We start from the raw sequence: 26,106 nt of genomic DNA, 5'->3' as shown, positions 1-26,106 counted from the left end.
AGATTGAGCGTCCCCGCAATCCGGCGGGACGCGAAACAGGCCCTGCTTCATTCCCGAGGAATCCGGCGACTGCGGGCAGCATAGCCGCCCGCAGTCGCCGGTCCGTGCCGGATCGCCGCAGCGAACCGCACAACCCGCCAAAATCGCCGCCGATCTCGCAATAATCGGCCAGGCGCAGCGATGTACCCGCGTCAAAGACCCAGCGCGGCGGCATTGCCCGAAGCGGCAGCGAGATCGGCGCTCGATGCCAACCGCTTCAACCGGCCGTCGAGCAGGCCCAGTGCGACGCTGGCCGCGGTTTCCTCCCGCGTGTTGACAAGAAACAGGTCGCTGGCGCCCATCTCGAAGCGGCGGCGTTCGGCCACGGCCATCGTATCGGCGCGCTGCTTTTCCTGCTCGGACAGGGCGATAAGCTGCGTGGCGGCATCGAAAGCGATGGCGATCCCGTCCACTTCGGCGCGAATCTGCTCGTCCAGCCAGCGGGCGCGAGTCTGGTTGGCGTCGAGTTCGGCCTGGGTCTGCATCAGCTTGCCGCGCGCCGTGCGCTGTTCGAGCGGAACCGAGAACTTGAGCCCGAAACGCACGTCGTTGCCGCTGCGCGAGGCGCCGCCAGGGCCGATATCGCCAATGTCGCGCGCCACTTCCATGTTGAGGTCGAGGCGCGGCAACAGGGCATTGCGGTCGAGCGCCAAACGGTCCTGCACCAGCCGCGTCTTCAGTTCGGCCACCAGCAGGTCGGGCCGCTGGAGGTCCTGCGGCATCGCGGTCACGACCGGTTCCGGCAGCGCGGCGGGTAACTGTTCGCGGCGCGGGATCGTCGGGTTGCCCTCGCCGTCGCGCCAGTAGAGCGAGAGGGCATTGGCGGCGACGGCCATCGCCTGCTCCGACTGGACGACCATGGCCTGGCGGCGCAGCACCATCTGGTCGTTCTCGGTCAGGACGATGCGCGGGCGCAGTCCGGCCTTGTAGGCACGATCGAGGCCTCGCTGGCGTTCCTGCGCGAAATCGAGGAGATGGCGATAGACCTTGAGCCGCTCGCCGCTTGCCACCCAGTTCAGATAGGCGTCGAGCGCCTTGCGCTGCACGCCGATGGCCACCATCTGCCGCTCGGCATCGGCCACGGCGCGATCGGCATCCGCCGTTACCCGGCCAAACCGGCGGTCGTCGATCATCCGGTCGCGCAGCAGGGAGAACACCGCGCCCGCGCGGATTTCGCCGAACTCGTTGGTGTAGTTCTTGTCCTCGTAGAGCGGGAAACGGCCACTCGACGCGCGGTAGCCGCCGTAGACCTGGCCGCCCCAGTTCTCCAGCGGACGCGCGACTTTCGCATCCGCGTAAGTGCCGCCGTAGTAACCGACCAGCCGCGAACCACCCTCGGCGGAGAAGACCGTATCGAAAGCCCCTTCCGCCGTCAGCCGCTTCGCGTCGGCCACGCGGGTGCGGGCCAGTGCCTCGATGATCTGCGGCGATTGCCGGGCAGAATTGGCGAGCAGGTCGTCCAGTTGCAGCACCGGCGCATCGACCGGCGCGGGCCGGGGCAAGGGCGCGATCTGCTGGGCCGCCGAGGGCACGGCGAGCGCACAGAGGCCAGCCGCCAACAGCGACAGGGAAAGGCGCTTACTTGGCATTGCCGCCTTCCTTCTCGGACGAGCCGCCTTTTTCGTTCACGCTGCCCGCATAAGTGCCCGCCTCCAAGGCACTCACCGGATATTGCAGCGGGAAGTCGTTGAGCAGGCGCCAGAGTTCATAGCCGCTCGAAACGGTGTCCATCATCACCCAGCCGCGCACTTTGGCGCCGAGGCGCACGAAGGGCTCCTTCGGCCAGGGCCGCGCGCCGGGTTTCTGCTCTACCAGCACGCGGAACAGTCCGTTGGCGGAGGCCGAAACGTCGATCGCGCGCACTTGTCCGTCGAACATGCCGACCGCCACCGAGGGCCAGCCGCTGAACTGGATCGCGGGCCAGCCTTCGAATTCCATGCGCACCGGGCGGCCCGGATGGATCAGCGGCACGTCGCGCCCGTCGACGTAGAGTTCCACCACGCGCACCGCCTGTTCGGGCGCGAAAGTGGCGATCACGTCGCCTTCCTTGACCATCGTGGCGCTGTCGCCGCCGAGGATGCGCAGGATGCGCCCGTCGCGCGGGGCATGGACCATCTGCACCGACTGACGGTTGATGTTGATGTCCAGCTGGTTGCGGTCGGCCAGACTCTTGGCGACCTTGGCGCCGTAATCGGCCACCTTGATCTGCGCGAGTTCGAGATCGCGGCGCGGCGCCAGCCCTTCGCCGTAGAGCTGCTGCATGCGCCCGACATCGCGCTGGGCGACGCCCATCGCCTGACGGGTCGCGGCGATCTCTGCATCGACTTGCGCACGCTCGGCCTGGAGGCGGGCGATCAGGTTGGGATCGTTGTCGGCGATGCGGGCGATCCGGTCGCCCTTCTTCACCAGTTCGCCGTCGGTCACATACCATTCCTCGACCCGACCGGGGACGAGCGCGGTGATGTTCTGCACCCGGTCGCGCGGGTCGAGCGCGATGACCGAACCGTTGCCGTTCGAGGTCTGCTGCCAAGGCACCAGCAGCAGGAAGGCGACGACAATGGCCATCGCGATCAGCAGTATCCAGGCGAGCACCCGCGCGGGACACGGCAGGCGCAGGCCCTGAAGCGTCTTGAAATGGACGATATGGTCATCGCGGAAGGGCATGGAAGCCTCCTTTCGCGGCGTTGCGGGCGGCGGCGAAGGCCGCGCGGTCCTGTGTCAGCAATTGGGAATCCCGTCCAAGCCAGAGCATGTGGTCGAACTCGAAAGCATCGGGGCGGCAGGTGAAGACGATGATCGTCGTCTCGCGGTCGTCCAGCCGCTTCAAGGCGGGCCGCAGCTCCTCCACCGGCACCATGTCGAACAGGCCCGAGAGGATGAGCACGCGCGGGCGGGCCAGCAGAGCGCCCGCCAGCTTGAGGCGCATCGTCTCGGCGCGCGTCAACGGCCAGCCGCTGGAGGACAGCAGGCAGTCCATGCCGCCGTCGAGGCTGACGATCCGGTCGCCCAGACCCACGAGGTCCAGCACGTCCAGCACTTGCGCCGGGTCCGCCTGCGGATTGGCAAGGCGCAAGTAGTCGCGGATGGTGCTTTCGACGATGTCCGGGCGGTCGAGCACGATCACGTCGCTTCGCAGGCGGTAGATGTTGAGCGCGGCGATATCTGCGCCGCCCAGGGTGATGAGCCCCTCGTCGGGGCGGTAATGGCGCTTGAGCATGCGGCTGAGCAGCCGGTCGATCCCCGGATCGCTCGCCGCCACCGCATGGGTGCCCGAGGGGATGTCGAGATCGAAGCGCGCCCGGTCGCCCCCGGCGGCGATCGCCACCCGGCGCAGCGACAGACCGCCGTCGCGCGGCCGGGCATCGCCTTCCCCGCGCGGGGCCATGTCCTCGACGGGAATGGCATGGAACAGCGCCAGTTCCTCGACCGCCGCGACGAGATCGTAGAACGTGTCGAGATAAGGCCCGAGCTGCGCGGCGCCGTAGAACACGCTCGACAGGATCAGCTCCGCCGCGACCAGCTGGCCGATCGAGAGCTGGCCGCGAATGACCAGCCAGCCGCCCAGCGCCAGCAGCGCCGCGCTGGCCAGCGCATAGAGCAGCAGCAGCGCCACGCTCTGCGGGAAAGTCGCGCGGAAATGCTCGCGGTGCGCATCGACATAGGCCGCCGTGCGCATCTCCGACATGTCCATCGCATAGTCGAGATGACGGCTCGACTTGTAGAAGCCGTTGGAGGCGCCCACGCTTTCCAGCCAGTGCGCGGCCTCGTACTTGCGGTGGCTCAGCGCCACGCCGCTTTCCATCGCGCTGCGCGCCCAGATCTTCCAGATGATCCAGACCGCCAGCACGAAGAGCAGGTTGAAGGCCAGGAACACCGGGTGATAGAACGAAGTGACGATGAAGCCGATCATCGCCTGGAAGAAGATCGTGAAACCGCCGATCAGCAGTGAGGGCACCGCCTTCTGGACGGTCGCCACCTCGAAGAAGCGGTTGAACAGGTCGCCCCGGCGCTCGTCTTGGAAGAACGGGTTCTGGGCATGGACTGCCTGCAGGGTGATCTCGGCCACCGAGCGCGCGAAGAGGCGGCGGCGGAAAATCTCCATCACGTAGCTGCGCAGGGCGCCGAGCAGAGACCACAGCGCCAGCAGGCCGAACAGCACCGCGGCCAGCGTGAACAGCGGCACCGGCAGGGCCGTGTTGGCCACCGAGTTGATCAGCATCTGCACGGAAATCGGCGTCGCCAGCGAAAGCAGCCCGATCGCGGCGCCATAGATCATCGCCATCGTCATGAAGGCACGGTCGGGCGCCAGCACGCCCCGCGCCCAGCCCATGAATGTGCCCCAGTCGATCCGCTGGGGGGAATGGCCGGCCATCGGTGATTGTCCCTTTTCACTGCCCGCCGCGTCATCGCAACCGGCGCAAGTGGGCGCGGCCTCTACCGAAGAGCGTGTGAAATTGGATGGACTGAAAGTTACATTAGGTTGCCCAGGGTAATCAGTCTTGCAATCAGGTCTGCGGGCGTCCCAGCAAAAGGAGCTGTGCGACGACGGAGATCGCGATCACGTCCGGCTCCTTGCCCATGACGCCGGGGATGCCGATGGGCGCGGTGAGGCGCGCCAGGGCTTCCTCGCCAACCCCGTCGGCCAGCAGACGCGACCGGAAGCGGGCGATCTTGGTACCGGAACCGATAAGGCCGACGAAGGCCAGCGGAGACCGCTTCAGAGCCGCCAGCGTCAGGGCATAGTCGAGCGGATGGTCGTGGGTGAGGATCGCGAGCGCCGCATCCTCGGGCGCTTCCTCGATGCAGCGGGCAATTTCCGCTTCCGGCATCACCGTTACGCCGTCCACCGCCGCCATTTCGTCGCGCGTGTCGAACCAGGCGAGTTGCAGCGGCAGTCCGGTCAGGTGCCGGGCAATGGCCTGCCCGACATGGCCTGCGCCGAACAGGTAGAACGGCCGGGGCCGCTCGCCCACCGGCTCGACGATCCGCGTGCCGATCTCCGGTCGCTCGCCCCGCGCCGACTGGCGCGTCGTCGTCTCCCGCGCGAAGACCGCGCGTTCGATGCGGTCTTCGCCGAATGTCGTTACCAGCAGAAGACCCGGTTCGGCTTCAGCCAGCCAGCCGAGCGCCGCGGGGTCGAGATGTTCGATCAGCAGGCGCACTCGTCCGCCGCAGCACTGGCCCAGCAGCGGCCCCAGCGGATAGTCCTGCACCCGCCATGTCCCCGCCGGACGCTCCAGAATCGCACGCGCCTGCTCGACCGCGCGGAATTCCAGCTGCCCGCCGCCGATCGTGCCTTCCTGGCCCTGCGCCGTCACCAGCATGCGCGTGCCCGCCCCGCGCGGGGCCGATCCTTCGGTCGCCAGCACGGTCACGAGCGCCGCGCGCTCCTGCGGCAATTTGCGCAGCCAGCCGAGCCACTGCGTCATCGCCCAGCGAACTCCGCGATGGCCTTCAGCACCCGTTCCGGCGTCGCCGGGGCATCGAGCAGCGGCATTTCCCGTTTGTCCGGCACGGTCGCGGTAATGGCGCGGTTGATCGCGGAGAAGACCGAGATCGCCAGCATGAACGGCGGTTCGCCCACCGCCTTGGAACGGTTGATCGTCGGCTCGACATTCTCCCCGTCCCACAGGCTGACGGTGAAGTGCTTCGCACGGTCGGAGGCGGTAGGGATCTTGTAGGTCGCCGGGCTGTGGGTGAGCAGGCGGCCCTTGTCGTCGAACACGAGGTCCTCGGTGGTCAGCCAGCCCTGCCCCTGCATGAAACCGCCCTCGATCTGCCCCTTGTCGACCATCGGATTGAGCGAACGCCCGACATCGTGGAGGATGTCGACCGCCAGCACCTTGTGCTCGCCGGTCAGGGTGTCGATGGCGACTTCTGACACCGCCGCGCCATAGGCGAAGTAGTAGAACGGGCGCCCCCGGTGCACCGCGCGGTCGTAGGCGATGCCGGGCGTCGCGTAGAAGCCGGTCGAGGACAGCGAGATGCGGCCCATATAGGCCTTGCGCACGGCATCGGCGAACGTCAGCCGCTGCCCGCCCGCCAGCACGGCTTCGTCCGCGAAAGTGACTTCGTGCTCGGCGCAATCATGGAGATCGGCGAGGAAGGCCGCGAGCCGGTCGCGGATCGTCATCGCCGCATTGTAAGCCGCCATGCCGTTGAGGTCCGCGCCGGAACTGGCCGCCGTCGCCGAAGTGTTGGGCACTTTGTCGGTGCGCGTCGCGGTGGTGCGGATGCGCGACAGCGGCACGCCGAACACGTCCGCCACGATCTGCGCCACTTTCACGTAGAGGCCCTGCCCCATCTCGGTGCCGCCGTGGTTCACCTGGATCGAGCCGTCGGCATAGACGTGGACCAGCGCCCCCGCCTGGTTGAGGAACGTGGTGGTGAAGCTGATCCCGAACTTCACCGGGGCCAGCGCGATGCCTTTCTTGATGACCGGACTGGCGGCGTTGAACGCCGCGATCGCGGCGGCGCGCGCATCGTAATCAGTGTCCTTGCGCAGACGCGCGATCAGCTGCGGCGCGATATTGTCGGCCACGGTCATGCCGTAGGGCGTGATATCGCGGCCCGGCCCATAGAAATTGGCCGCGCGGACCTCCAGCGGGTCCTTGCCCAGCACAAGCGCGACATGATCGATGACCCGCTCGATCGCCAGCATTCCCTGCGGCCCGCCGAAACCGCGAAAGGCCGTGGCCGAGACGGTATTGGTCTTGAGCCGCTCCGAGACGATCTCCACGTCGGGCAGGAAGTAGCAGTTGTCGACATGGAACATCGCCCGGTCGTTGATCGCTGGGGAAAGGTCCTGGCTGGCCCCGCAGCGCGAGGCGAGGTGCAGCGAGAGCGCGAGGATATGCCCCGCCGCGTCGAAGCCGACCTCATAGCCGACCTCGAATTCGTGGCGCTTGCCAGTGAGCACCATGTCGTCGTCGCGGTCGACGCGGAACTTGGCGGGGCGGCCGGTCTTGGCCGCGACCAGCGCGGCGGCGGCGGCGAAGCTGGTCGCCTGCGTCTCCTTGCCGCCGAAGCCGCCGCCCATGCGGCGCACTTCCACGGTGACGTCGGCGGAGGGCACTCCCAGCAGATGCGCGACCAGATGCTGGACCTCGCTGGGGTGCTGGGTGGAGCAAAGGATATGTACCTGCCCGTCCTCGCCCGGCGTCGCAACCGAGACATGGCCTTCGAGGTAGAAGTGATCCTGTCCGCCCATGGCGAAGTGCCCGGAAATCCGATGCGGCGCAGCATCCAGCGCGGCGGCGGCATCGCCGCGGGCCATGCGCTGGGTCGGCTCGATCAGGCTGTCCGCCGCGCGTGCCTCGGCGATGGAAACCGCAGCCGGGCGCGGCTCATAGACCACTTTGCCCAGCCGCGCCGCCTTGCGCGCCGCCTTCTGGCTGGTGGCGGCGACCAGGAACAGCGGCTGGCCCGGAAACAGCACTTCGCCCTCCGCCAGCAGCCCTTCGTCGTGGCGAACCGGGCCGGTGTTGTTCTCGCCGGGAATGTCGGCGGCGGTATAGACCGCGACGACGCCCTCGGCGGCCAGCACGGCGGACAGGTCCATCGAAACGATCCGCGCCGAGGTCTCGCTCGCCTGTCCGAAGGCGAGGTGCAGCATGTCCACCGGCTCCGGCGCATCGTCGGCATAGCGGGCGAGGCCGGTGACGTGGAGATGCGCGGAATCGTGCGGGTTGTCGGGCTTGGAGAGGACCTTCCAGGCGGGATCGCGCTCAGCCATGGGCCATCTCCGGATCGAGCACCGAGATGCCCACGCCCTGCTCGCGCAGCCAGAGGCGGCGCAGCAGGTTGGCGGCGGCATCGCGGCGATAGGCAGAGGAGCCGCGCACGTCGCTCAGCGGATCGAAGTCGCCGCGCAGAGCCTCGGCGGCAGTTGTCATAGTGGCTTCGGTGAAGGGACAGCCAAGCAACGCCTGCTCGCAGGCCTCGGCGCGCCGAGGCGTTGCCGCCATGCCGCCGAAAGCCACGCGCGCGGCGGTAATCGTGCCGTCGATGACGGTGAGGTGAAACGCGCCGCAGACCGCCGAGATATCGCTGTCGAACCGGCGCGAGAGCTTGGTGATGTGGATCACCGCGTCGGGACCGGGGCGCGGGATGCGCAGGCTCTCGACGAATTCGCTCGGTCGCCGGTCCTGCTTGCCGTAGTCGAGGAAGTAGGCCTCCAGCGGCATCGTCCGGCGCCCGGCCATGCTGCGCAGCGTCAGTTCCGCACCCAGCGCGATCAGGGCGGGCGGGCCATCGCCGATCGGCGAGCCGTTGGCGATATTGCCGCCCACGGTCGCGGCGCTGCGGACCTGAAGCCCGCCGATCCGCCGCACCAGTTCGCCGAGGTCGGGATGGAGCCGGGCCATCGCCGCATGGGCCTCGGCATAGCGCACGGCGGCGCCGAGAGTCAGGCCTTCGGCGTCTTCGTCGATGCGGCAAAGGTCGGCCACGTCGCCCAGAAAGATCACGTCGCCCAGATCGCGCAGACCCTTGGTGACCCAGAGGCCCACGTCGGTCGCCCCCGCCACCAGCCGCGCCTCGGGATATTCGGCCAGAAGTCCGGCGAGTTCCTCGCTGCTGCGCGGCGCGAACCACTTGCGGCCCTGCCAGTCTCCCCCGGTGCTTCCGCCCGCGATGTCTTGCAAGCGCGCGGCGAGTTTGCGTTCTTCAGCGGCCTGCGTCGCCACCTGTTCGCCCGCCTCGATGATCGGACCGTAGCCGGTGCAGCGGCACAAGTTGCCCGCGAGCACGTCCGCCACCGGCAAGTCGCAGCCGAGCGCGCCGATCGCCTTGCCGTGCAACGACATGACGAAGCCCGGCGTGCAGAACCCGCATTGCGACGATCCGTTGGCCGCCATGCAGGCCTGCACCGGATCGAGCGTGCCGTCTGCCGAAAGACTCTCGACCGTCTTCAGCGCCTTGCCATGCAGCATCGGCAGGAACTGGATACAGGCATTGACCGCCCGCCAGGCGACATCGCCGCCCTGCGCCTCTCCGACGAGGACGGTGCAGGCGCCGCAGTCGCCCTCGGCGCAGCCCTCCTTGGTGCCGGTGCGCCGCAGATTGTAGCGCAAGAAATCGAGCAACGTCGCGGTCGGATCGACCGCTTCGAGCACGATCGGTTCGTCGTCGAGAAGGAAGCGCACGGTCATCTCAGCTGCCTCGATAGGTCGAATAACCGAAGGGCGAGACCAGCAGCGGCACGTGATAGTGGCCCGCGGCATCGGCAATGCCGAAGTGGATCGGCACCCGGTCGAGGAACGGCGGCTCAGGCAGTTCGGCGCCCTTGGTGCGGAAGTAGTCGGCTACGGCGAACGTCAACTCGTAAGTGCCCGCAGCGAGCGCGGGAATGCCGGGGCAGCGGCCATCGGCATTGGTGGTTCCGGTGAACAGTACCGTGCCCGTCGCGTCGGTCAGTTCGAGCGCGACGCCTTCGGCCGGACAGCCGTGGGCGGTGTCGAGAACATGGGTCGACAGGCTGCTCATGCCGCCTCCACTTTCGGCCACGCGCCGAGGAATTCGTGTTCGTCGTAGGCCATGAAATCGCGCACCAGTTCGTCCCGGTCGTCGAGGAAAAGCTGGTCCGCCACGCCCCGGACCAGACGCGGCAAGGCGTTCTGCAAGCCCGAGAGCGCCGAGGCGGAAAGCCCGAGGCTCACCAGCGCGGAATAGTTGAACGCGAACAGGCCGTGCAGCGGCGCCGGGTCCTCGCCGTCGCGCGCCATGAACTCGAACGCCGGACCAAGATAGGGATGCGCATCGATCAGGGCATTGCGCGGTCCGGCAGGCGTCACCCGCTCGCCCCAGCGCAGGATCGTGTCCGCCACCGCGCCCAGTTCGGGGCGCAGGCCGGGATCGCTGACAAGGCCGGTCGACACGACCACGAAGTCGAATTCATGGAAACCGTGCGGCGACGTCACCCGCACGCGGCCGTCATGTTCGGCCACGTCGAGCCACGGCGCGCCGAGATGCAGATGGAAGCCCGGCCATGCGGCAGCGCGCTCGAACGTGTCGTTGGTCGGCGGCTGGTTGTGGCCGAGGAAGCAATCCATCGCCGCGTACTTGGTCGCATCGTCGAGCGCGGGATAGCGTGCAGTGAAGCCCACGCGCTCCATGAAGCGGATCGGATTGACGCGCGGCAGGTCCTTGCGGCGGATAAAGACTTCCGCCGCTGCCACGCCTTGCGACAGGGCATAGTTGGCATTGTCGAAGGCCGAGGCCCCGCCGCCCAGAATGCCGATGCGCTTGCCGTGGAGCGCATCGAAATCGATCGGCTCGCTGGTATGCGCCCAGAGCGACTTGGGCAGATTGTCCCGCACCATCGCGGGCGTGTACCACTCCCCGCCGCCCTGAATGCCGGTGGCAAGCACGACCTTGCGCGCCAGTTCCACCGCGCCGCTGGCAAAGTGCAGGCGGTGTAGCCCGACCTCAGGCAGCGGCTCGATCCGTGCCAGCTTCGCGCCGTTCTCGACCGGCAGGTCCAGCACCCGGCGATACCAGCGCAGATAATCCATCCAGTCGCCGCGCGCGATCTTGTCCACCGCGTCCCAACCGGCAGCGCCGTGCTGCGCCTCCCACCAGGCGCGATAGGTCAGCGAGGGAATGCCGAAGTCGATGGGATTGAGATGCTTGGGCGTGCGCAGCGTCACCATGCGCGCATAAGTCTCCCAAGGGCCTTCGAACCCGGCCACGTTCTCGTCGAAGACCATGACGTTCGCCACGCCCTCGCGGCGCAGGCCGAAAGCGGCGGAAAGTCCGCACTGGCCGCCGCCGATCACGGCCACGTCGAGGACGCGTTCACCTTCATGCTCACGCGGCCGCACCCATTCCGGACGGAAGAAACCGATCAGATCGATCTCGCGCGCAAGCCGCGCTTCCAGTGCGGGAAGGCCAATGGCGCCTGTAGAAGTCATGCCATGTCCTCGAGACGCAGGCGAACGATCTCGCCGATCTGCTCCAGCGCCGTGGCGACTTCCGCATCGCGCCCGTTTTCGAGCCGACGTTCCATGGCCATGAGAATACCCGCCTTGTCAGTCAGGCGCACGCAGATGATGAAGGGGAAGCCGAAACGGTCGCGATAGGCGGCGTTCAGCGCGTGGAAGCGTTCGTATTCCTCAGGCGTCAGCCGGTCGAGCCCGGCGCTGGCCTGTTCCGCGGCGGAGGCGTCGGTCAGCGTCCGGTCGATCGCCGCCTTGCCCGCCAGTTCGGGGTGCGCGCGGATCAGCGCCAATTGCTCTTCGGCGCTTGCCTCGTGCATCACCGCCAGAAGATCGGCAAGCCGATCCCCCGAGGAAGGCCGCGCATCGGCGCGTTCCTCAACCCAGGGGCTATACTCGAACAGCGCCGTCATCAGTGCGTGTTCCCTTCGAGGCTGACATGGGCGGAAAGCACTTTCCAGCCATCGGGGAACTTCACCCAGCTCTGCGTCTGGCGGCCGCGCCGCTCGCTGTTCTCGCGGAAGAACTCGGCGTCGGCAGTGGCATAACGATCACCGTAGACCGTGATCGCCACGCGGCCGAGCTTGCGCTGCGGAGAGCCGCCGCGCCCCTTGCGGAATTCGCGGATTTCCTCGATCCCGTAGAGCACCTCGCCCACGCCGTAGCGGTTGGTGGTCGGCGCTTCGTGGAACAGCGCGTCCATCGCCGGGATATCGTCCTCCATCAGCGCACGCTCGTATTCCTGGAAGGCTGCGGTCACTTCGGCGAGCAGTTCGGGATCGTCGAGAGTCATGCGGGGTGGACCTCCATCCAGTGGCGGGCGATGTCGATGCGGCGGGCGATCCAGGCGTCTCCGCTGGCGGTCACGTGATCGAGGAAACGGGCGAGCGCGCGGGCGCGGCCGGGCTTGCCGGCGATGCGGCCGTGGAGGCCCACGCTCATCATCCGCCCGCCTTCCTCGGCAAGCTGGTCGAAGGTATCGCGCATGTGGCGGAAGAACTGCTCGCCCTCGGTAAAGCCGTTGAGCGCGACGATTTTCATGTCGTTCACGTCGAGCGTGTAGGGGACGATCAGCTGCGGTTTGCCGTGCTGGCGGTCCCAGTAAGGCAAGTCGTCGGCATAACTGTCGGCATCGTAGAGGAAGCCCCCCTCTTCGGCGACAATCCGCGCGGTATTTGGCGAGGTGCGGCCCTGATACCAGCCGAGCGGGCGGCTGCCGGTGAGCTTTTCGTGAAGCGCGATGGCCTCGGCGATGTGGGCGCGCTCAACCTCTTCGGGAACGTGCTGGTAGTCGATCCAGCGCAACCCGTGGCTGGCGATCTCCCAATCCGCGTCCAGCATGGCGGCGACGGCTTCGGGGTTCATTGCCATGGCTTTCGCCACGCCGAACACCGTCACCGGCAAGCCGCGCTCGGTGAAGATCCGGTGGAGCCGCCAGAACCCGGCACGGCTGCCGTATTCGTAGAGGCTCTCCATCGCCATCGCCCGGCCTGCATGGCTGGCGGCGCCGACCATCTCGCTGAGGAAGGCTTCGGAACGTTCGTCACCGTTGAGGACGGAGTTTTCGGCACCTTCCTCGTAGTTGATGACGAACTGCACCGCCACCCGCGCGCCGTTCAGCCACTGCGGGTCAGGCGGCGTGCGGCCATAGCCGACAAGATCGCGGGTCATTCGCCCCAAGCCTCCAGCGCCGCCGGAACCGCATCGCCCAGCGGTAGCTTGAAGCCCTCCATCCGAAGACACGCCTCCAGCGCTGCCAAAGTCAGCAACACCTTGTGCTTCATGGCATTGTAACCCATCGCGCCGATGCGCCAGATGCGGCCCTGAAGCGGGCCGAAGGCGGTGCCGATCTCGATCTCGAACTGCTCGCGCATGGCCATGCGCACGGCCTCGCCGTCCACGCCCTTGGGGATGAAGACGCCGGTGACATTGGTCATCCGATAAGCATCGTCGCCGAAGACCGTGAGACCCATGGCGCGCAGGCCCGCGGTCATCGCCCGGCCCGCAGCGGCATGGCGGGCGTAACGCGCTTCCAGCCCCTCGCCCAGCACAATGCGCGCGCATTCGCGGGCGGCGTAGAGCATCGAGGTCGCCTCGGTATGGTGGTTGAGGCGCTTGTCCGACCAGTAATCCATGACCATGGCGAGGTCGAAATAGTTGGAACGAATGCGCGGCCCCTGCCCGTCGACGATGTCATCGCGGCGGATGCCTTGCTCCACATGGCGGCGGCGGCCGATATGCTCTGCCGCCTTGTCCGAAATCGTGATCGGCGCGGAGCCCGAAGGCCCGCCCATGCACTTCTGCAAGCCGCCGGTGACGACATCGACGCCCCAGCGATCCGCCGCCAGTTCCATGCCGCCGATGGTCGCGGTGGCATCGACATAGCTGAGCGCGCCGGCCTGACGGCAAAGCTCCCCGAAGCCGTCGAGCGGCTGCGCCATGGTGGTGGAGGTATCGCCGTGGATGGTGGCGACGATCTTGGGGTGGCAGCGGGCGATGGCCTCGGCGATCCGTTCCAGCGGGACGACTTCGCCCCAGGCTGCGTCCACCGTCTCGATCACCGCGCCGATGCGGGTGAGGATCTCGGTCAGCAGCAGGCCGAAGCGGCCGAAGTTCACCACCAGCACCACGTCGCCCGGCGCCACCATGGAGACCAGCGCGGCCTCGATACCGGCGCGCGCGGTGCCGTCCACCAGCATGGTCCAGGGGTTCCGGGTGCCGAAGATCGGGCGGTAGAGCGCCATGACCTGGTTCATGTAGCCGGTCATTTCCGGGTCGAACTGGCCCAGGAGGTCCGCGCTCATCGCCCGCAGCACGCGCGGATGCGCGTTGATCGGGCCGGGGCCCATGAGCAGGCGCTGGGGCGGGTCGATCTCGCCGAAAAGCAGCGGATCAAGGTCGGTCGGCAAAGCTGTCTCCCAATCTTTCTATAACGCCCAGCATCACCCGCAGCGCCGCATCGGCATCGGCGGGTTCGACATGCTCGGCAGGGTTGTGGCTGACGCCGTCCTTGCAGCGGATGAACAACATCGCCGTGGGGCAGAGCGCGGCCATCACCATGGCATCATGCCCCGCGCCCGAAACGAGACGGCGCACCGGCTGCCCGGCCTCGGCCATGGCAGCGTCCATCAGGTCCATCAGCGCGGGATCGCAAGGGCTGGCAGGCAAATCGTGGACCAGCGCCAGATCGAGTACGAGGCCGCGTTTCGAGGCGATCTGTTTCAGCCGCGCAAGGATATCCTGCGCCGCACGGTCGCGCCGGGTGGCGTCGCCGGAGCGCACGTCGATGGTGAAGCGCACTTCGCCGGGGATCACATTGGCCGCGCCGGGCAGAGCCTCCAGCTTGCCGACGGTGGCGACGAGGTCGGAGCCGTCCGCGCGCGCGATATCCTCGATGGCGAGCATCATTTCCGCCGTCCCCGCCAGCGCATCGCGGCGCAGCGGCATCGAGCTGGTGCCCGCGTGGCCCGCCATGCCGCGCACCGTGGCCGCGTAGCGCAATTGCGCGGCAATGCCGGTCACGGTGCCGAGCGCGAGGCCTTCCGCCTCCAGCACCGGTCCCTGCTCGATATGGGCTTCTAGATAGGCGACGATCTCGTCCGGCGCGCGGCGGGCTGTCCGGTAGGTCAGCGTCGAGAGGGTGTTCGTGGGGGTCTTGGCCGTCACCACGTCGTAGTCGGTCTTGAACGAGGCGAGCGCCGCTTCCAGCGACACCCCCTCGGCATCGGCGATCCGGTCGAGATCGGCATCGAGCGTTCCGGCCACCGCGCGGCTGGTCAGCATGGCGGCGGGAAAGCGCGAGCCTTCCTCGTCGCCGAATCCGTAGACTTCGATGGCGAAAGGCAGGCGGCGGCCCTGCTCGTGCAGCGCGGCGACGCATTCGATGCCGAGCATGACGCCCAGCGGGCCATCGTAGCAGCCGCCGTCGCGCACGGAATCGAGGTGGCTGCCGATCACCAGCGCCGGTGCGCCGGGCTCTGCGCCCTCGTAGCGACCACGCAGATTGGCGGCGGGGTCGAGATCGACGTGCATGCCCGCCTCGACCATCCATGCGCCGACAAGGTCCAACGTCGCGTGATAGGCGGGGCTGAGGTAGCCGCGATAGAGGCCCTGTTCGCTCTGGCTGTAAGGCGCGGTGCCCAGCGCATTGCAGCGGGTGACGGCGCGGATGCCGCTGGCCTCTACCATGCCGCCACGCCGCCATCGCTGCGCGGATCGGTGGCACCTTCGAACGACCCATCCGGCAAGCGCACCAAGGCGCCCGCGTGGCCCATCATCGCCGTCAGCGGCCCCACCCGCTCCACATCGTGCCCGGCCTCGGCCAAGGCCGTGTAAAGCGCCTCGTCGAAGCCGTCCTCCAGCTTTAGCGAGGTGGTAACGTCCCCCCAGGTCCGCCCCAGCAGCCAGCGCGGCGCACTGATCGCCTGCTGGAGATCGTCACCGAAGCGCGCATAGCGGCTGAACAGCGCGGCCTGCGTCTGCGGCTGCCCCTCGCCGCCCATGGTGCCATAGGCCATGACCCGGCCATCCTCGAACACCGCAAGCGCCGGGTTCAGCGTATGGAACGGTTTGCGGCCGGGCTTCAGCGCATTCCAGCCCGTCTCGGCAAGGCGGAACGAACTGCCCCGGTTCTGCCAGACGATCCCGGTCTGCGGCAGCACCAGGCCCGAGCCGAATTCGAAATAGGTCGACTGGATCGAGGAGACCACCCGCCCTTCCGCATCCGCCGCGCCGAACCAGCAGGTATCGCCCCACTGCGGCGGCTGCGGCCACCCCAGCGCCTTTGCCGGATCGATCCGCGCCGCCAAAGCATCGAGCACTGCCTCATCGTCCAGCAGGCCCTGAAAATCGTAATCGGTATAGGCCGGATCGCCGACATGCGCATCGCGCAGCAGGAAGGCCTGCTTGGTCGCCTCCACCAGCCCGTGGACATGCGCGAAGCTGTCAGGCGCGTCGGCGGCAAGCCGGTCGAACAGCGCAAGGATCACCAGCGAGGCAAAGCCCTGCGTCGGCGGCGCGCTGTTGTAGAGCCGTGCCCCCCGGATCGGCACCGAAAGCGGCTCTGGCCGTGTGGCCCGGTGCGCGGCAAGGTCCGCCGCCGAAACCGGACTGCCGAGGGCGGCCAGGTCTTCGGCGATCAGGGCCGCAAGTTCGCCGCGATAGAAGCTGTCGAGCCCATCGCTTGCCAGCTTGCGCAACGTCCCGGCCAGCGCCGGATTGCGCAGCACATCACCCTCGGCCAGCGGGCGGCCTTCCGGCTCGAACACCGCAGCATAGGCCCCCGGCGCTCGGCGCAGTTCATCGCCCTTGGCCAGAGCGATAGCCGCGCCGCCTGCGGTGACCGGAACGCCCTCCTCCGCATAGCGGATCGCATCGCGCAGCAGACGTTCGAGCGGCAGCGTGCCCCCCGCACCCTCCAGCGCCGCCGCCCAGCCCGATATCGTTCCCGCCACGGTATTGGCCGCCAGCGCCCCCCGCGTCGGCACCGCGTCCAGCCCAGCATAGAGCGACAAATCCGCCTTGGTAGCCGCGCCACCGCAGCCGTGGATGGAATGGACCCGCCCGTCCGGCTCCCGGATCACCCAGAAGCCATCGCCGCCGATAGCGGTCATATGCGGATAGACCACCGCCAGCGTCGCGGCGACGGCAACGGTCGCCTCCACGGCATTGCCGCCGTCCATCAGCACCGACCGCCCTGCCTCGGCAGCGAGATAGTGCGGGGCGGTGACGATACCGCCTGTCCCTTTGACGGCGAGGCTGTCGACGACGCTCATGCGGCGACCAGCCCGTGCCATGCAGGCATCGCCATGCCGGACGGCGGCGAGGTGCCGATCACGCCTTCCCGCTCCAGGCGGGCGGCGAAGTGCAGGAGGTCAGGCTCTCCGCCGCGCTTGCCGATGAGTTGCAACCCGATCGGCAGCTTACCTTCCCTGCGCAAGGGGACGCTGAGCGATGGCAGGCCGGCAAAAGTGATCGGCTGGGTATGGATACCGAGGTCCGCGCGCGCGGGCGAAAGCGCGCCGTCGATCAGGATGCGCGGGTCTGCGATCGGCGGGGCGGTGCAAGGGGTTGCAGGTGCCAGCAACACGTCGAAATCCTCCATGACCGCGCCGATTTTGTCGAGGAAGGACGCCCGGAACGCCAGCGCCTCATCGTAGAGACCGCGAGGCAGCAGGGCGCCCGCCAGCAGCCGGTCCCGCGTCGCGGGATCGAAAGCCATGGCCTGTTCGGAAAGCGCCTTGCGGTGCAGCGCCCCTCCCTCGCAGGCGGTAATGAGAAACGCGGCAGACCGCGCGCGGGCGATATCGGGGAACTCCAGCAGCGGCGAGCCGGACGCGATAGCATCGATGGCAGTAAGCTGGTCCGGATCGGCATTGTCGCGAAAACGTCCGCCTAGCCGCGCGAGCCGCAGCGGACGATCGCGGGCCTCAGCCTTGCGCCCGGAAAGGACCTCCCAGACGAGCGCCATGTCGGCGGCGCTGGTGGTGAACGGCCCGACATCGTCGAAGCTCTCGGCAAAGGGGAACACCCCCGCCAGCGGCAAGTCACCATGCGTGGGTTTCAGGCCGTAGAGGCCGGTAAGACTGGCCGGAACCCGCACCGAACCATTGGTGTCGGACCCAAGCGAAAAGGGCAGCAGACCGGCGGCAACAACCGCCGCCGAGCCGCCGGACGAGCCGCCCGCCAGCCGGGCGGGGTCATGCGGATTGCGGGTGGTGCCATGGCGCGCATTGATGGTCGCGAAACCATAGGCGAACTCGTCCATGTTGAGCGTCGCCACGAGCACTGCGCCGGAAGCCCGCAGCCGCGCGATCGCTTCCGCATCGGCGGCGGCAGAAGGCGCATCGGCGTAAATTGCGGAGCCTACCGTGGTGGGCAGGCCCGCAACGTCGAACAGGTCCTTTACGCCGTAAGGCACGCCCGCCAGCGGTCCGGGATCGCCTCCCGCAGCGATCAGCGCGTCGACCGCCCGCGCTTCGGCGCGCGCGCGCTCGGGCAAGAGACGGGTGATCGCGGAAAGCGGGTCGGCAGAGGGTTGCGGCAGCGCGGCCAGGCATCGTTCCACCACATCCAGGGCCGTGATGCGCTTCGAACGGACGGCAGAGGAAATTTCGCGAACGGAGGTCAAGGCCTGCTGTCCACCCGGCCCGTGCGCATCGTTGCGACGTGGGCGGCGATGAGGCGCAGATTCGCCCTCAATCCGTCCCGGCATTCTTCCGGAACGGTCATGTTCCGCAGGCTCGCAGCTTCCAGAATCTGTTCATCGCTCAACGGCACCTGAGGCACGGCGGCCTCTCGAACATCGCTTGGTATCGTGTTCATCCCCTATGTCCGGCGGCCGCTGCATCGCGGCCTTCACCAGCAAGTCTTACAGGCGTAAGCCCTAGTCCCATCTAATCTATATCATAATCCCGCACACACTGTTCCAAAAATGTGGGCACTTTGCCATCCTTGCCAATCGCTTGCGAAAATGCATGGAATGGGTGGAATGCCAGCCGCCCATGCGGCACGAGGCCTGCCGTGTTGGCGCGCCCCGCAAGCACCACCAAACGGAGATGAATTTCATGACGAGTTCGCGTGTCCGCCTGCTGATCACGGTTCTGGGCGCCCTGGCGGCATCGCCGGGTCTGGCACAGCCGAACGCAGAGACGGGGACAGCACCGGCGGAAGTGACGAAGCCTGGCGGAGCCATCGTCCTGTCCGAATTCATCGACGCCGATCCGCCCTATCCGCAGGCCCACGCCTCGACGATCGTCGAACTGCCCGATGGGACCCTGGCCGCCTCCTGGTTCGGCGGAACCGGGGAAAGCCGCCCCGACGTGCGCATCTGGTTCGCGCGCAAGGGTGCGAAGGGATGGGACAAGCCAGTCGCGGTCGCCGACGGCGTGGTCGACGCGAAGAACCGCTATCCCACCTGGAATCCCGTGCTGTTCCAGGCGAAGGACGGCCCGCTGTTCCTGTTCTACAAGGTCGGCCCGAACCCGCGCGACTGGTGGGGCATGCTCAAGACTTCCAGCGATGGTGGACGCACCTGGAGCAAGGGCGAACGTCTGCCGGAAGGCGTGCTGGGGCCGATCAAGAACAAGGCCGTCGCGCTGCCCGACGGTGCCTGGCTTGCCCCCTCCAGCCGCGAGGTCGGCACGCCCGAGCAGAACCATTGGTTCCTCCAGATGGAAATCTCGACCGACCGGGGCCGCACCTGGAGCGCCGAAGCACCGATCGCTTCGCCCACGGGGCTTGAGGCGATCCAGCCGAGCGTCCTGACCTTCCCGGACGGCAAGCTGGCACTGATCGCCCGCACCCGGCAGGGCGTGCTCGCCATGAGCTGGTCGAAGGACAGCGGCCGCACCTGGTCCCCGCTGGTCGCCGCCGATCTGCCGAACCCCAATTCCGGCACCGACGCCGTAACGCTGGCCGACGGACGCCAGCTCATCATCTACAACCACAGCGCCCACTGGCCGGACCGCCCCGGCGACGGCCCGCGCTGGCCGCTCAACATCGGCCTGTCGAGCGACGGCATCCATTGGCGCAATGCCCTGACGCTGGAAGACGAGCCCCTGCCCGACGGCTACGCCTATCCGGCAGTCATCCAGACCCGCGACGGCCTCGTGCACATCACCTACACCTACAACCGCACGCGCATCCGCCATGTCGTCGTGGACCCGGCGGCACTTCCCTGACGCGGGTGCCCCTGGCGATGAGACGGCCTGCAAGCGAAGGTCGGGACCCTATCCACCTCTTGCGTTTCAGGGAGCCGGAAACCACGTAGGCTCCGTCAAAGAGGTAGATCATCCCCATGAAGAAAATCGGTTTCCTGTCCTTCGGGCACTGGTCCCCATCGCCCTCCTCGGGCGCCCGCTCGGCCAGCGACGTGTTGCTCCAGTCGATCGACCTCGCCGTCGCCGCCGAGGAACTCGGCGCGGACGGCGCCTATTTCCGCGTGCACCATTTCGCGCAGCAGCTGGCCTCGCCCTTTCCGTTGCTGGCTGCGGTCGGCGCGAAAACGCGCCGTATCGAGATCGGCACCGGCGTCATCGACATGCGCTACGAGAACCCGTTCTACATGGCCGAAGACGCCGGCGCGGCTGATCTCATCAGCCAGGGCCGCCTGCAACTCGGCATCAGTCGCGGCTCGCCCGAGCAGGTGATCGACGGCTGGCGCTATTTCGGTTTCGCCCCCGCCGAGGGAGAGAGCGATGCCGACATGGGCCGCCGCCACGGCGAAGTCTTCCTGGAACTGCTGAAGGGCCAGGGCTTCGCACAGCCCAATCCCAGCCCGATGTTCCCCAATCCCCCCGGCCTGCTCCGCCTGGAGCCGCATTCGGAAGGGCTGCGCGAGCGAATCTGGTGGGGGTCCGGTGCCGATGCCACGGCCGTCTGGGCCGCAAAGATGGGCATGAACCTGCAAAGCTCGACGCTCAAGGCCGACGAGAGCGGCGAGCCGTTCCATGTCCAGCAGGCCCGGCAAATTCGCGCCTATCGCGCGGCCTGGAAGGAGGCCGGCCATGCCCGCGAGCCGCGCGTCTCGGTATCCCGCTCGATCTTCGCGCTGATGAACGATCAGGACCGCGCCTATTTCGGACGGGGGGACAGCAGCGACCAGGTGGGTATCATCGACAACATGCGCGCCGTGTTCGGCCGGTCCTATGCGGCGGAACCGGATCGCCTGATCGAACAGCTTCGCGCCGACGAGGGAATCGCCGAGGCCGATACGCTGCTTCTCACCGTGCCGAACCAGCTCGGCGTCGCCTACAACGCCCATGTACTGGAGGCGATCCTGACCCATGTTGCCCCCGCTCTGGGCTGGCGCTGAGACCGATCGGGCGGTTTCGATACGATGACGCCCGTTAGGACAGTCCGATGCGGAGAGGCGGGGATTGTTTCCCTCGGGAAACGTTTGCACATGGGGTAATCGCGGGAGCGAGTCGCCGGATGTTGTGCCGCAAAATTGAAGCGACAGGTGGCTGCTCCCCGATAAGATGAAAAGACGGGCTCACGATTGGCACCGGGCCCAGGCATCGATCGGAGAACAACCATGGGCGAGTTTATCGGGCTTGATGTGTCTTTGAAAGAGACTTCAATTTCCATCCGACGTTCTGGGAAGCGGGTATGGCGGGGAAAATGCCCGTCAGATCCCGCTTTGCTAGCCGAGTTGATCCGTGAGCGAAGTCCCAATGTCGGGCGGGTTGTTTTCGAGACCGGGCCGTTGTCTGTTTGGTTTTACCACGAGCTCACTCGCCATGGTTTGCCAGCAATCTGCATCGACGCGCGGCATGCAAAGGCAGCCCTCGACATGGCGCCTAATAAGACAGATGCAGACGATGCAGACGGTTTGGCGCATTTGGCGGAGGTAGGGTTCTTCCGCGAAGTTCGCGTCAAGGCATACGACAGCATGCTGATACGTACTTTGGTTGCTGCCAGGACTAAGCTCGTTCGCATTACCACCGATTTGTCGAACCAGATCCGCGGCTTGATGAAAACCTTCGGGTTGGTTGTCCCTGCGGGAAGGGGCGGTGCTTTCGAGGCGCATGTTTACCGGCTTCTCGAAGGTGAGGATGCTCTTGCACGGATTATCTTCCCCATCATCGAGGCGTGGCGTGCTATGCGAATGAGATCTGCCGAGCTCGGACGGCAGCTCTGCGCGGCAGCGCGAGAAAGCCGAGCGTGCAGGCTCTTGATGACCATCCCTGGGGTAGGTGTGGTCACTGCTACCGCCTTCACGACAGCGATCGAGGATCCGACTAACTTCGCCAGATCGCGTTCCGTTGGAGCGTGGGTGGGCCTTACGACCAGGCGTTACCAGTCCGGCGAAGTGGACTATGATGGGCATATTTCCAGGCGCGGCGATGCGAACCTTAGAGCTCTGCTTTACGAAGCAGCCTCTGTAATCTTAACTCGAACTCGCGCGGAAAGTGATCTGAGAACGTGGGGTCTGAGGCTTCGCGAGAAACTTGGCTTCAAACGAGCTGCGGTTGCCGTCGCGCGCAAGCTGGCCGTTATCATGCACGCCATGTTAAAGTCCGGGAAGGAATTCAACGAGCGCGCCGCAGCGTAACTACCAGTTTATTCTGGCGGCGCGACAGCGAAGCGCGGCCAGGCGTCCCTGCCGGGACGTGAGGTGGCCCATTCCGTGAGATGGCGTTGCACCGTCAGCCGAATTGGCGCGTGCGTTTTGCACATTGGAAAGGCCGCTCCGCGAAATACCCATCATGCAGCGACTTGTATCGACTGCGAAGACGACCGTGATCCCGGCAATCGATGCTGAAACCAAAAAAGGCCTTGCCATGAGAGCCGCTATTAGACGACGCCTCTGCCTGATTAGGCCCAACGGCCTGCCGCAAAATCAGCCCGCATCGGCAGCATACCCCCCGAAAGGGGGGCTTGCCGCCTCTGTTCACTATACGTCATTTGCTGCCTTGCCCGGCAGGAGTAACCGCGATTCACCCCCCCGAGACAGCGGCCAGCAAAAGCGCAGGTAAAGGACGGGTCCTCATCGTCGACGACGACGCGGGCGTGCGTGACGCCCTGTTCTCGCTGCTGCGGGTGGAAGGCCATGCGGCCGAGCGCTTTGCCTCCGCAGGCGCGCTGCTCGATTCCGCGCTTCCCGATGCGGCCTGCTGCATCGTCGCCGATATGCGAATGCCCGGAATCGACGGATTGGAACTGCTGGAACGCCTGAAGCATCGCGGCGAGCCGATCCCCGTCATCTTCCTCACCGGCTATGCCGACGTCCCGCTTTCGGTCCGCGCGATGAAGGCGGGTGCTGTCGATTTCCTGTCCAAGCCCTGCAACGAGGACGACCTGCTGGACGCGGTGGAGCAGGCGCTGGAGCGGGATCATGCCCGCCGCGCCGATGCCCGGCTGCGCCGCGCGGTCGAAGAGCGGTTTGACACGCTGACACCGCGCGAACGGCAAGTCATGGCCTGCGTGGTACGAGGGCTGATGAACAAGCAGATCGCCTGGGAGCTGGAGATCAGCGAGATCACGGTGAAACTCCACCGCTCCAGTCTGATGCGCAAGATGCAGCTGCGCTCGGTGCCCGATCTCGTTCGAGCCGCACAGGCGCTGGACCCGGCTGCTGCGTAAGACTCTTTACTTCGCCGCCAGCTTCTGAAGACGCCGGGGCAGTTCCGCGGCCACCTTGCGCTGCTGGTGCGGCTGCGCCTTCTTCCAGGAGCGGCACTCCGCCTTGGTCCTGCCGCAGCCGCGGCACCAGCCGGTCTTGCCGTCGAAAGCGCAGAGTTCGATGCAGGGGGACTTCATGCCGGATGCATCTCCACGGTCAGGTGGCCCAGTTCGTGGACCGGGCGCAGGCGCTGGCGGATCGTCTCGCCCGAGAGGCCTGGCGCGGCGACCACGCTGACGATCCCGGCATGGACTTCCGGCCCGACGCGCCAGACGTGCAGGTCGGTGATCCGCGCGTCGCCCGGCCCTTCGACCAGTTCGCGCATTTCCCCGGCGACATGGGGATCGGCGGTATCGAGCAGGATCGCCGCCGTGTCGCGCAGCAGGCTCCACGACCAGCGTGCGATCACCACGGCGCCGACGATCCCCATCGCCGCATCCATCCAGACCCAGCCGAGATAGCGCCCCGCCAGCAGCGCGGCGATGGCCAGCACCGAAGTCAGGGCATCGGCCAGGACATGGACGTAGGCGGACCGCAGGTTGTTGTCGTGACCATGGCCGTGATGATGATGCCCGCCATGATGATCGTGGTCGTGATGGTGGTGATGGCCATGGGAATGCCCGCCGCCGAGCAGGAAGGCGCTGGCGATGTTCACCAGCAGGCCGACCACCGCGATCCAGGTCGCGGTGCCGAAGGCGACGGTCGCGGGCTGAAGCAGCCGCAACACCGATTCCCCGCCGATGCCGATGGCGACGATGCCCAGCACGAGCGCCGAGGCGAACCCGGCGAGATCGCCCACTTTGCCGGTGCCAAAGCTGAAGCGCGGGCTCTCGGCATGGCGCCGGGCGAACGCATAGGCCCCTGCCGCCACCGAAAGCGCCCCGGCATGGGTCGCCATGTGGAACCCGTCGGCCAGCAGCGCCATCGAGCCGGTCCAGTAACCGGCGGCGATCTCGCCCACCATCATCGCCGCCGTCAGCGCCACGACCCAGAGCGTGCGCCGCGCGTTCTCGTCATGGGCCGAGCCGAGGAACATGTGATCGTGGGTATGGCCCGAGGGATCGATGGTCATGGCAGCCCGTCCTATTTCGCATAGCGGCGGATCACCGCCAGCAGTTCCTCGGCCCCCGCGGCCCGCTCGGCGTCGGTCAGGCTCGGACGCGAGACATGGGCTTCGAGGTGCTCGGCGATGATCTCGTCCATCAGCCCGTTCACGGCGCCGCGCACCGCAGCGACCCGGTGAAGCACCGTCGCGCAGGAGGCGTCACCGTTCAACTCGCGCTCCACCGCAGCGACCTGACCGGCAATCCGGCGCACCCGCGCGATGAGGCTATCCTTCGATTCGTGGAGATGAGACATACCCATACCCCCTACCCCTATTTTTCGAAGCGTCAAGCAAGGCCCGCCAGCGCCGGAACGAAGAATTCCGGCTCGGCAGCGCTTGAATGCCGGATTATCCTTCCGAAATAGGCGGTTCGAACCTGGAGGCCGCATTTCGGATGCCCGCGAAGAATCCCTATTACCAAGGCCCCGTCACCGACCATTTCGACGGCGTGCGCTTCCATAACTTGCGCGATGAACCCGAAACCGACCGCTCGCTCGGCGAGGTCCTCAAGTGGCGGCGCAGCGCGCCCGACAATCCCTGGCCGAAGTCCACGCCGGTCACGCCGGTCGTGCCGGAGGCGCGGGTGGAAGGCCTGCGCGTCACCATGGTCGGTCATGCCACGCTTCTGATCCAGATCGGCGGCTGCAACCTGTTGACCGACCCGGTCTGGTCGAACCGTGCCAGCCCGGTGAATTTCGCCGGACCAAAGCGCGTCAACGTACCCGGCGTCGCGCTGGAAGACCTGCCGCCGATCGATGCGATCCTGCTCTCGCACAACCACTACGACCATCTCGACATCGCCACCCTCAAGGCGCTCCACGCCCGCCACCAGCCGCTGATCGTCACCCCGCTTGGCAACGACGCCATCGTCCGCCGCCGCATTCCCGAGGCACGGTTCGCCACCGGCGACTGGGGCGATGCGATTGCCGTGAACCCTGCCGTGACCGCCCATGTCGTCCCCGCCCTGCACTGGTCCTCGCGCGGACCAAGGGACCGGCGCATGGCGCTGTGGTGCGGCTTCATGGTCGAGGCGGCAGGCAGGCTGGTCTATTTCGCGGGCGACACCGGCTACGGCACCGGCGCGATCTTCCGCCGCCTGCGCGCCCAGTTCGGCCCCGTGGACCTCGCGATCCTGCCGATCGGCGCCTACGATCCGCGCTGGTTCATGGCCGCCCAGCACGCCGATCCCGAAGATGCGATCCGGATCATGCTCGACCTCGACGCCCGCGCCGCGCTTGGCATGCACTGGGGCACGTTCAAGCTGACCGACGAACCCTGGCAAGACCCCGCCGAGCGCCTCCAGGCGGGCCTGCTCGCGCAAGGCATCGATCCGCAGCGCTTTGCCGCCATGCTGCCAGCGCAAGTGGCGCAGTTTTGAGGAAATCCGCCCTCCCGGCCTATGTCGATGCCCGGACGCGGGTGCTCGTGCTCGGCAGCCTGCCGGGGGAGCGCTCGCTCACCGCGCGGGAATATTACGCCCATCCCTCCAATGCTTTCTGGTGGCTGATCGGCGAAGTCCTCGGCGAGAGCGAGTTGCCGCAGCGGCCTTACGAGGAACGCCTACCCCGCCTGCTGGCCCATGGCCTCGGCCTCTGGGACGTGATCGAAAGCGCCAGCCGCAAGGGCAGCCTCGACACCGCGATCCGCGACGCCGAGCACCGCGACCTCGCGCTTTTCGCACGCAGCCTCCCCAACTTGCAGGCCATTGCCTTCAACGGCAAGAGCGCCGCCCAGCGCGGCCGCAGGCAGCTTGTAGGCGAGAGAGCATGGGATCTGATCGACCTGCCCTCTTCTAGCGCCGCCCACGCCAGTCTCGGCCGGGCAGACAAACTCTCCGCCTGGAAGCAGTTGCAAGCCTATCTGGCGTGACTACCTTCGGAGACAAACAGGACAAAGGA

Annotated in this window: 24 protein-coding genes; 6 read left to right on the top strand and 18 right to left on the bottom strand. The window is 67.1% G+C overall.

The features are described 5' to 3' along the window. Positions 1-191: 191 nt before the first annotated feature. The 15 genes from ACZ1II_RS02810 to ACZ1II_RS02740 all read right to left on the bottom strand — a co-directional run bounded on the left by ACZ1II_RS02810 (position 192) and on the right by ACZ1II_RS02740 (position 18,105). The gene (locus tag ACZ1II_RS02810) at positions 192-1,628 is read right to left on the bottom strand and encodes a TolC family protein (RefSeq protein ID WP_465144285.1); all 1,437 of its coding nucleotides are present in this window, start codon (positions 1,626-1,628) and stop codon (positions 192-194) included. Further along, positions 1,618-2,703 carry an HlyD family secretion protein gene (locus tag ACZ1II_RS02805; protein WP_465144284.1) on the bottom strand — a complete coding sequence of 362 codons (1,086 nt, stop codon included), beginning with the start codon at positions 2,701-2,703 and terminating at the stop codon, positions 1,618-1,620. The genes ACZ1II_RS02810 and ACZ1II_RS02805 overlap by 11 nt, the downstream gene beginning before the upstream one ends. Then, complete coding sequence (locus ACZ1II_RS02800; RefSeq protein ID WP_465144283.1) at positions 2,687-4,411, bottom strand: ABC transporter transmembrane domain-containing protein; 1,725 nt, start codon at positions 4,409-4,411, stop codon at positions 2,687-2,689. The genes ACZ1II_RS02805 and ACZ1II_RS02800 overlap by 17 nt, the downstream gene beginning before the upstream one ends. Positions 4,412-4,544: 133 nt before the next feature. Then, the gene (xdhC, locus tag ACZ1II_RS02795; RefSeq protein ID WP_465144282.1) at positions 4,545-5,468 is read right to left on the bottom strand and encodes a xanthine dehydrogenase accessory protein XdhC; all 924 of its coding nucleotides are present in this window, start codon (positions 5,466-5,468) and stop codon (positions 4,545-4,547) included. Next, positions 5,465-7,774, bottom strand: a complete 2,310-nt coding sequence (gene xdhB / locus ACZ1II_RS02790; RefSeq protein WP_465144281.1) for a xanthine dehydrogenase molybdopterin binding subunit — start codon at positions 7,772-7,774, stop codon at positions 5,465-5,467. Before xdhB ends, xdhC begins: the two co-directional genes overlap by 4 nt. After that, positions 7,767-9,191 (bottom strand): xanthine dehydrogenase small subunit, encoded by a 1,425-nt coding sequence (xdhA, locus tag ACZ1II_RS02785; RefSeq protein ID WP_465144280.1) that lies wholly within the window; start codon positions 9,189-9,191, stop codon positions 7,767-7,769. Before xdhA ends, xdhB begins: the two co-directional genes overlap by 8 nt. Before the next feature lies 1 nt (position 9,192). Beyond that, positions 9,193-9,525 (bottom strand): hydroxyisourate hydrolase, encoded by a 333-nt coding sequence (gene uraH / locus ACZ1II_RS02780; protein ID WP_465144279.1) that lies wholly within the window; start codon positions 9,523-9,525, stop codon positions 9,193-9,195. Next, positions 9,522-10,952: an FAD/NAD(P)-binding protein gene (locus tag ACZ1II_RS02775; RefSeq protein ID WP_465144278.1), complete on the bottom strand. Its 1,431-nt coding sequence runs from the start codon at positions 10,950-10,952 to the stop codon at positions 9,522-9,524. The genes uraH and ACZ1II_RS02775 overlap by 4 nt, the downstream gene beginning before the upstream one ends. Then, on the bottom strand, positions 10,949-11,389 hold the full coding sequence (gene uraD / locus ACZ1II_RS02770) for a 2-oxo-4-hydroxy-4-carboxy-5-ureidoimidazoline decarboxylase (RefSeq protein ID WP_465144277.1): 441 nt from the start codon (positions 11,387-11,389) through the stop codon (positions 10,949-10,951). Before uraD ends, ACZ1II_RS02775 begins: the two co-directional genes overlap by 4 nt. Continuing rightward, complete coding sequence (hpxZ, locus tag ACZ1II_RS02765) at positions 11,389-11,769, bottom strand: oxalurate catabolism protein HpxZ (protein WP_465144276.1); 381 nt, start codon at positions 11,767-11,769, stop codon at positions 11,389-11,391. Before hpxZ ends, uraD begins: the two co-directional genes overlap by 1 nt. Next, positions 11,766-12,647: an allantoinase PuuE gene (gene puuE, locus ACZ1II_RS02760; protein WP_465144275.1), complete on the bottom strand. Its 882-nt coding sequence runs from the start codon at positions 12,645-12,647 to the stop codon at positions 11,766-11,768. Before puuE ends, hpxZ begins: the two co-directional genes overlap by 4 nt. Next, the gene (locus tag ACZ1II_RS02755; protein ID WP_465144513.1) at positions 12,644-13,825 is read right to left on the bottom strand and encodes a pyridoxal-phosphate-dependent aminotransferase family protein; all 1,182 of its coding nucleotides are present in this window, start codon (positions 13,823-13,825) and stop codon (positions 12,644-12,646) included. Before ACZ1II_RS02755 ends, puuE begins: the two co-directional genes overlap by 4 nt. Before the next feature lie 43 nt (positions 13,826-13,868). Further along, positions 13,869-15,164, bottom strand: a complete 1,296-nt coding sequence (locus tag ACZ1II_RS02750; RefSeq protein WP_465144274.1) for an allantoate amidohydrolase — start codon at positions 15,162-15,164, stop codon at positions 13,869-13,871. After that, positions 15,158-16,771 (bottom strand): gamma-glutamyltransferase family protein, encoded by a 1,614-nt coding sequence (locus ACZ1II_RS02745; protein WP_465144273.1) that lies wholly within the window; start codon positions 16,769-16,771, stop codon positions 15,158-15,160. The genes ACZ1II_RS02750 and ACZ1II_RS02745 overlap by 7 nt, the downstream gene beginning before the upstream one ends. Further along, positions 16,747-18,105, bottom strand: coding sequence for an AtzE family amidohydrolase (locus ACZ1II_RS02740; RefSeq protein ID WP_465144272.1), 1,359 nt, complete (start codon positions 18,103-18,105; stop codon positions 16,747-16,749). The genes ACZ1II_RS02745 and ACZ1II_RS02740 overlap by 25 nt, the downstream gene beginning before the upstream one ends. 436 nt (positions 18,106-18,541) lie before the next feature. On the opposite strand from ACZ1II_RS02740, the gene ACZ1II_RS02735 reads away from it, so the two are divergent. The 4 genes from ACZ1II_RS02735 (at position 18,542) to ACZ1II_RS02720 (ending at position 23,063) form a co-directional block, all read left to right on the top strand. Next, the gene (locus ACZ1II_RS02735) at positions 18,542-19,657 is read left to right on the top strand and encodes a sialidase family protein (protein WP_465144271.1); all 1,116 of its coding nucleotides are present in this window, start codon (positions 18,542-18,544) and stop codon (positions 19,655-19,657) included. A gap of 116 nt (positions 19,658-19,773) precedes the next feature. Then, positions 19,774-20,790, top strand: a complete 1,017-nt coding sequence (locus ACZ1II_RS02730; protein ID WP_465144270.1) for an LLM class flavin-dependent oxidoreductase — start codon at positions 19,774-19,776, stop codon at positions 20,788-20,790. A 222-nt stretch (positions 20,791-21,012) separates the two neighbouring features. Then, a complete protein-coding gene (locus ACZ1II_RS02725) occupies positions 21,013-22,032 on the top strand; it encodes an IS110 family RNA-guided transposase (protein ID WP_465144269.1) in 1,020 nt (339 codons plus the stop codon). Between the two features lie 326 nt (positions 22,033-22,358). Further along, positions 22,359-23,063, top strand: a complete 705-nt coding sequence (locus ACZ1II_RS02720; RefSeq protein WP_465144268.1) for a response regulator transcription factor — start codon at positions 22,359-22,361, stop codon at positions 23,061-23,063. Positions 23,064-23,069: 6 nt separating this feature from the next. Here ACZ1II_RS02720 and ACZ1II_RS02715 read toward each other — a convergent pair whose 3' ends face one another. From ACZ1II_RS02715 to ACZ1II_RS02705, 3 genes are read right to left on the bottom strand one after another with little or no spacing between them, the layout of a single operon-like run. Continuing rightward, positions 23,070-23,240: a DUF1289 domain-containing protein gene (locus ACZ1II_RS02715; RefSeq protein ID WP_465144267.1), complete on the bottom strand. Its 171-nt coding sequence runs from the start codon at positions 23,238-23,240 to the stop codon at positions 23,070-23,072. Continuing rightward, positions 23,237-24,175, bottom strand: a complete 939-nt coding sequence (gene dmeF, locus ACZ1II_RS02710) for a CDF family Co(II)/Ni(II) efflux transporter DmeF (RefSeq protein ID WP_465144266.1) — start codon at positions 24,173-24,175, stop codon at positions 23,237-23,239. Before dmeF ends, ACZ1II_RS02715 begins: the two co-directional genes overlap by 4 nt. Positions 24,176-24,186: 11 nt before the next feature. Then, positions 24,187-24,462 carry a metal/formaldehyde-sensitive transcriptional repressor gene (locus ACZ1II_RS02705; RefSeq protein WP_465144265.1) on the bottom strand — a complete coding sequence of 92 codons (276 nt, stop codon included), beginning with the start codon at positions 24,460-24,462 and terminating at the stop codon, positions 24,187-24,189. A gap of 140 nt (positions 24,463-24,602) precedes the next feature. On the opposite strand from ACZ1II_RS02705, the gene ACZ1II_RS02700 reads away from it, so the two are divergent. Together ACZ1II_RS02700 and ACZ1II_RS02695 are read left to right on the top strand one after the other, a co-directional pair. Continuing rightward, on the top strand, positions 24,603-25,586 hold the full coding sequence (locus ACZ1II_RS02700; protein WP_465144264.1) for an MBL fold metallo-hydrolase: 984 nt from the start codon (positions 24,603-24,605) through the stop codon (positions 25,584-25,586). Beyond that, positions 25,583-26,077: a DNA-deoxyinosine glycosylase gene (locus ACZ1II_RS02695; protein WP_465144263.1), complete on the top strand. Its 495-nt coding sequence runs from the start codon at positions 25,583-25,585 to the stop codon at positions 26,075-26,077. The genes ACZ1II_RS02700 and ACZ1II_RS02695 overlap by 4 nt, the downstream gene beginning before the upstream one ends. Positions 26,078-26,106: the final 29 nt, after the last annotated feature.

It is taken from the genome of Novosphingobium sp. BL-S-20 (genome assembly GCF_055521635.1).
This window is presented reverse-complemented; position numbering and strand designations above follow the sequence as displayed.